The following is a 4,201-nucleotide window of genomic DNA, read 5'->3' as shown; positions in this document are numbered from 1 at the left end:
GGTGATGTATTGATCAAGTAGGAGCGTTGAACGGGACTAACCCTTGGAGCGGTGCAGCGCTCCAAAGCTTGACGTCGAACATGCAGAGCCTGAAGCAGATCGCCGATTCGGGCGGATTTGCCATCAGCAAGCCTGGGGCAGAGGCGTACGTCAAGGCCATCCAGGATGCGGAAGACGACCTGAAGAAGATCGACGCGCATCTGCATCGAATTCAAGAGGAAGTGCGGCTCGGCACCAGCCCTGACGCACAAGCGATGGCGAAGTACAACCTGGAGAACGCCATTGGCGGCCCTGGAACGATAGGGCTCGTCCCCGCGATCGACCAACTGAAGACGGCACTGCGAGAAGCCAAAGAAGCGATGCAGAAGGCAGCCGAGAACTACGACCGGGTAGAGCAGGAAATCGAGCAGACCCACAGGAGTTACTGAATCATGCGGCAAAACTCGGCATCGTCGCGCCGACCGGTCACGAGCACGCTGATCTCAGCGGTTTTGCTCCTGCTCACGGGTTGCTCGACGGAAACGGCGGGATCGCCATCCCCGGCCACTCCCCGGAACAGCGTCCCCGCATCCTCCAGCTCACCCGCACGAGGAGATGGCGGTTCGCTGGCCGACTTCGACACGTGCGCCTTGCTCAACGAGGTCGCGTCCGCACAGAACATCACTGAGATCGAGGCCGACGGCGACACCGCTTGCGCGGGATTTCTCCCGAACCGCGTTGCGGTGAACATCAGCTACCACACCGACATCGGTATTGCCAAAGCCGGCCAGGGGCCGTACGCGGAGGTTTCCGACATGACGGTCGGCTCCCGCAAGGCCAAGCTGATCGAGAAGGCAGTCTCCACCACGTCGTGCGCTGTGGCCATGGAAGTCACCGAGAGCTCGCGTTTCGACGTGGCAACCTCGGGCGATTCCCTGGAGCAGTCCTGTGACGCGGCTACCAGCTTCGCCAAGGCCGTCGAAGCGAAGATCCCCGCATCCTGACGTCCGCGTTCGTCGCGCCTTCCCCTGGGCGCGGTGAACAGCGCTCACGCGCAGTTCCACCCCATCAGCTCCCACATCTCCCGCCCGACCCGCGCCAGGTCGTGCATCCGGTCGAAGTACGCCACGTGCGACCGCACGTCCTCCCGGTCCGTGATCACCACGCTGCCCGACAGCAGCTCCACCACCACCATCCGGTCGTCCAGCACCCGGAACCCGGTGTCCGCGCCCGCCTCCAGGGACGCGAACGGCAGGACGCCGAACTGGACCTTGCCGCCGTCGGACGTCCGGATGCGGTTGCCCTGGCGGGGGCAGCGGGCCACGCCCTCCGGGACGACGACGTGGACGCTGCGGGTCCTGGTGTTCTCCGCCGGGAGGGCGGGCACGGCCGTCGCCGCGTAGACCTTGATCACCTCGGCCGCCTGCTCGGCGCGCGCCACCTGGGCCTGCGCGCGGGACTCGGTGCGGTTCAGCACGGCCTCGCGGCGCCTCTCCTCCTCCGCCACCTGCTCGGCCAGGCGCAGCGCCCGCTCCTTCACCTCGCCGGACACCTGGTAGCCCTCCACGAGCCGCAGCACGTCGCTGACCTTCGGCACGATCCGGCTGTTCTCCAGCTTCGACACCTTCGACTGGCTCATGCCCGCCCGCTCGCCCGCCACCCGCCCCGACAGCTGCGCGTGGGCGCGGCACGCGTGCAGCAGCGTCGCCAACTCCTCCCGCTTCGACAGCCGCAGCGACCGCGCGTCCCCGAAACCGACCACCACGCCGCCCCCCTGCTCCCCGATCCCGCGCATCGAATCCCCTCCAGCCTGCAACACCCTGCCGATCGAGCGGGCCGAGCGCCCGGTGAGCGTCGTCAGCGCGTGCACCGAACGCCCGCGCGCGTACTCGTCCCGCACGAACTCCTCGAACCTCGTCATCTCCCGCTCCCCCGCGTCCCCCGACCCCCCGGCCGGGGGTAGGGCTGGATGCCCTCGTGCTCGCGCCAGGCCAGGTCACACCCCCGGCAGGTCGGCCAGCACCACTGGGGGTACTTCAGCGCGGACGGCACGACCAGCTCGATCCCGCACAGCGTCTCCCCCGCGTCCCGCACCTCCAACCGCGCGCTCACCGCGTGCCGCCGACCGTCGTGCGGCAGCCACCGGAACATCCGCGACACCCGCCCACCCCCAGTTCTGCGCTGTTCACGGGTCGTTCCGGCGCCCGCGCGACCACCGCCAAAATAACTGTGCACGTGCAGGTTGAGAAGTACACAATTGGGTGAGGTGCAGATGCACCGCTGTGCGGCACACTTGATGCCGCACAACGCATTCGTACCGGGAAGCTGAGGTGGCCTCATGCCGGGCAGTGGCGCGAGTCCGACGGTCTACAAGCGACAGTTGGGGCTGGCGCTCGCCTCGATGCGCGAGGACGCCGGGTTCACCGCGGAGCGGGTCGCCAAGGTGCTGGAGTGCTCCGTGGCGAAGATCCGGCGGATCGAGGCGGGCGACGTGAGCGTGCGCGCCGCCGAGCTGAACGCGCTGATGGACCACTACGGCGCCACCAAGCAGGCCCGCAAGCACATCGAGGAGCTGGGCAGGCAGGCGCGCAAGCGGGCGCCGAGGACGCCGTACGGGTCGGTGCTGCCGGACTTCTTCCGGAAGTTCTTCAACCTGGAGCAGATCGCCACGGAGGTGCTCGTGTACCACGGCGAGCTGATTCCGGGCCAGTTCCAGACGCCCGACTACGCGAGGTCGCTGCTGGAGTCGAACCCGCTCCACGAGGAGGTGGAGGTCGACCGGCTGGTCCAGGCCAGGCAGGTGCGGCAGAGCAGGATGATCGACCCGGCGGCGTCGCAGCGGCAGCACGTGGTGCTGCACGAGGCGGCGATCCGGACCGTGGTCGGCAGCCCCGAGCTGATGAAGCACCAGCTCCTGCACCTGAAGAAGCTCGCGGGGCAGCAGAACATCACCCTGCAGGTCATCCCGTTCAGCGCGGGGGCGCACACGGCCAGCGGCTTCCCGTTCACGATCCTGCGGTTCCCGGACAACCTGGCGAACGCCGTGTACCTGGAGAACCTGACGACCGCGTCGTCGCTGGACGAGCCGTCGCACGTCGCGCAGTACGAAACGGCCTTCCGGCACGTGGTGGGAGCGGCCCTGTCACCCGCGAAGAGCCTCGCGCTCCTGGCTACAGTGGCGAACGAACTGTAGATCAGGAAGGACGGTGCAGCCCCCATGGCGGACTCCACCTGGCGCAAGTCGAGCTACAGCGGGAGCAACGGCGGGCAGTGCGTCGAACTGGCGCACACCCGCGCCCACCTGCTGGTTCGCGACTCCAAGAACCCCGATGGCCCGGTCCTGGGCTTCGGGCACGAGGCGTTCGCAGGCTTCGTCACGGCGCTGAAGAACGCGTGACCCGCACGCCCCCGGCGCTCGCCGCGCCGGGGGTCCACCACCACTCCCGCTTGCCGCGAATGCACGGATAAAGGCCGCCTGACCGCCCTCGGTGCGGTGCCACGCACCGAGGGCCCGGCCTGCCACCCGGCCGCGCCGCACCAGCGCCCCGAGCCCCGAGCCCCCGAGGCACGCCCCGGCGCCGCGACTCCACGTCCTGCCGTCCCGGCGGCCCGACTCACGCCTCCAGCCTCCCGGCGGCCCGACTCACACCTCCCACCATCCCACCGTCCCACCTCACGCCTCCCACCGTCCCAACTCACACGTCCTGCGGTTCGGCGGCCCGACTCACACATCCTGCGGTTCGGGGGCGTCCAGCACCGCCCTGACCTGGATCGGCTGGCCGAGCGGCACGCCGCCGGGGCCGGGCGCGGCGGAGGCCAGGGCGGCGATCTCCAGCGCCCGCGCCTCGGACCCCACGTCCACCACCCAGTACCCGGCGATGAGCTCCCCGCCCTCGGGGAACGGCCCGTCCGCCACCACCGGCGCGCCGTCGCCGGTCGCGACGACGACCTTCGCCGCCTGCGCGAGGCCCTGCGCGTCGACCAGCTCACCTCGCGCGGCCAGCTCGCCGCCGAAGCGCCGCTGGAACGCGATGTGGGCCGCGACGTCCGTCGGGTCCCACTCGGGCATCGGGGTGTCGCAGGTGGCGGTCGCGCCGTAGTTCATCAGGAGCAGGAACTTGGCCATGGTGTCCTCCGGGTGAGCGGTCCGACGCCCATCCTGGCGTCGGTGAACGGGGGCGGAGCCGGGGCCGCGTTCTCCACGCACCACCCAGGTGACCCG

At 69.7% G+C, this 4,201-nt stretch carries 7 protein-coding genes; 4 read left to right on the top strand and 3 right to left on the bottom strand.

Annotation, left to right across the window (positions count from 1 at the left end):
• Positions 1-80: 80 nt before the first annotated feature.
• Both ACTUAL_RS13710 and ACTUAL_RS13705 read left to right on the top strand, forming a co-directional pair.
• A complete protein-coding gene (locus ACTUAL_RS13710) occupies positions 81-428 on the top strand; it encodes a hypothetical protein (RefSeq protein WP_096492388.1) in 348 nt (115 codons plus the stop codon).
• Between the two features lie 201 nt (positions 429-629).
• Positions 630-983 (top strand): hypothetical protein, encoded by a 354-nt coding sequence (locus tag ACTUAL_RS13705; RefSeq protein ID WP_096492387.1) that lies wholly within the window; start codon positions 630-632, stop codon positions 981-983.
• Between the two features lie 44 nt (positions 984-1,027).
• On the opposite strand, the gene ACTUAL_RS13700 is transcribed toward ACTUAL_RS13705, so the two are convergent.
• Positions 1,028-1,900, bottom strand: a complete 873-nt coding sequence (locus ACTUAL_RS13700; RefSeq protein ID WP_096492386.1) for a helix-turn-helix domain-containing protein — start codon at positions 1,898-1,900, stop codon at positions 1,028-1,030.
• Complete coding sequence (locus ACTUAL_RS13695; protein ID WP_096497692.1) at positions 1,897-2,130, bottom strand: zinc finger protein; 234 nt, start codon at positions 2,128-2,130, stop codon at positions 1,897-1,899. Before ACTUAL_RS13695 ends, ACTUAL_RS13700 begins: the two co-directional genes overlap by 4 nt.
• 187 nt (positions 2,131-2,317) lie before the next feature.
• Between ACTUAL_RS13695 and ACTUAL_RS13690 the strand changes: the two genes are divergently transcribed.
• Together ACTUAL_RS13690 and ACTUAL_RS13685 are read left to right on the top strand one after the other, a co-directional pair.
• Entirely contained in the window at positions 2,318-3,172 is an 855-nt protein-coding gene (locus tag ACTUAL_RS13690; protein WP_096492385.1) for a helix-turn-helix domain-containing protein, read from the top strand.
• 24 nt (positions 3,173-3,196) lie between these two features.
• On the top strand, positions 3,197-3,376 hold the full coding sequence (locus ACTUAL_RS13685; RefSeq protein ID WP_015800671.1) for a DUF397 domain-containing protein: 180 nt from the start codon (positions 3,197-3,199) through the stop codon (positions 3,374-3,376).
• A 327-nt stretch (positions 3,377-3,703) separates the two neighbouring features.
• Here ACTUAL_RS13685 and ACTUAL_RS13680 read toward each other — a convergent pair whose 3' ends face one another.
• Positions 3,704-4,105, bottom strand: coding sequence for a YciI family protein (locus ACTUAL_RS13680; RefSeq protein WP_440900501.1), 402 nt, complete (start codon positions 4,103-4,105; stop codon positions 3,704-3,706).
• Positions 4,106-4,201: the final 96 nt, after the last annotated feature.

The organism is Actinosynnema sp., from assembly GCF_052038725.1.
Note: the sequence above shows the minus strand (reverse complement) of the source record. Positions and strands in the feature narration are given on the sequence as shown.

Coding starts and splice junctions, on each gene's coding strand:
- ACTUAL_RS13710 (WP_096492388.1), top strand. CDS start 81: ATGCAGAGCCTGAAGCAGATCGCCGATTCGGGCGGATTTGCCATCAGC.
- ACTUAL_RS13700 (WP_096492386.1), bottom strand. CDS start 1,900: ATGACGAGGTTCGAGGAGTTCGTGCGGGACGAGTACGCGCGCGGGCGT.
- ACTUAL_RS13695 (WP_096497692.1), bottom strand. CDS start 2,130: ATGTTCCGGTGGCTGCCGCACGACGGTCGGCGGCACGCGGTGAGCGCG.
- ACTUAL_RS13690 (WP_096492385.1), top strand. CDS start 2,318: ATGCCGGGCAGTGGCGCGAGTCCGACGGTCTACAAGCGACAGTTGGGG.
- ACTUAL_RS13685 (WP_015800671.1), top strand. CDS start 3,197: ATGGCGGACTCCACCTGGCGCAAGTCGAGCTACAGCGGGAGCAACGGC.
- ACTUAL_RS13680 (WP_440900501.1), bottom strand. CDS start 4,105: ATGGCCAAGTTCCTGCTCCTGATGAACTACGGCGCGACCGCCACCTGC.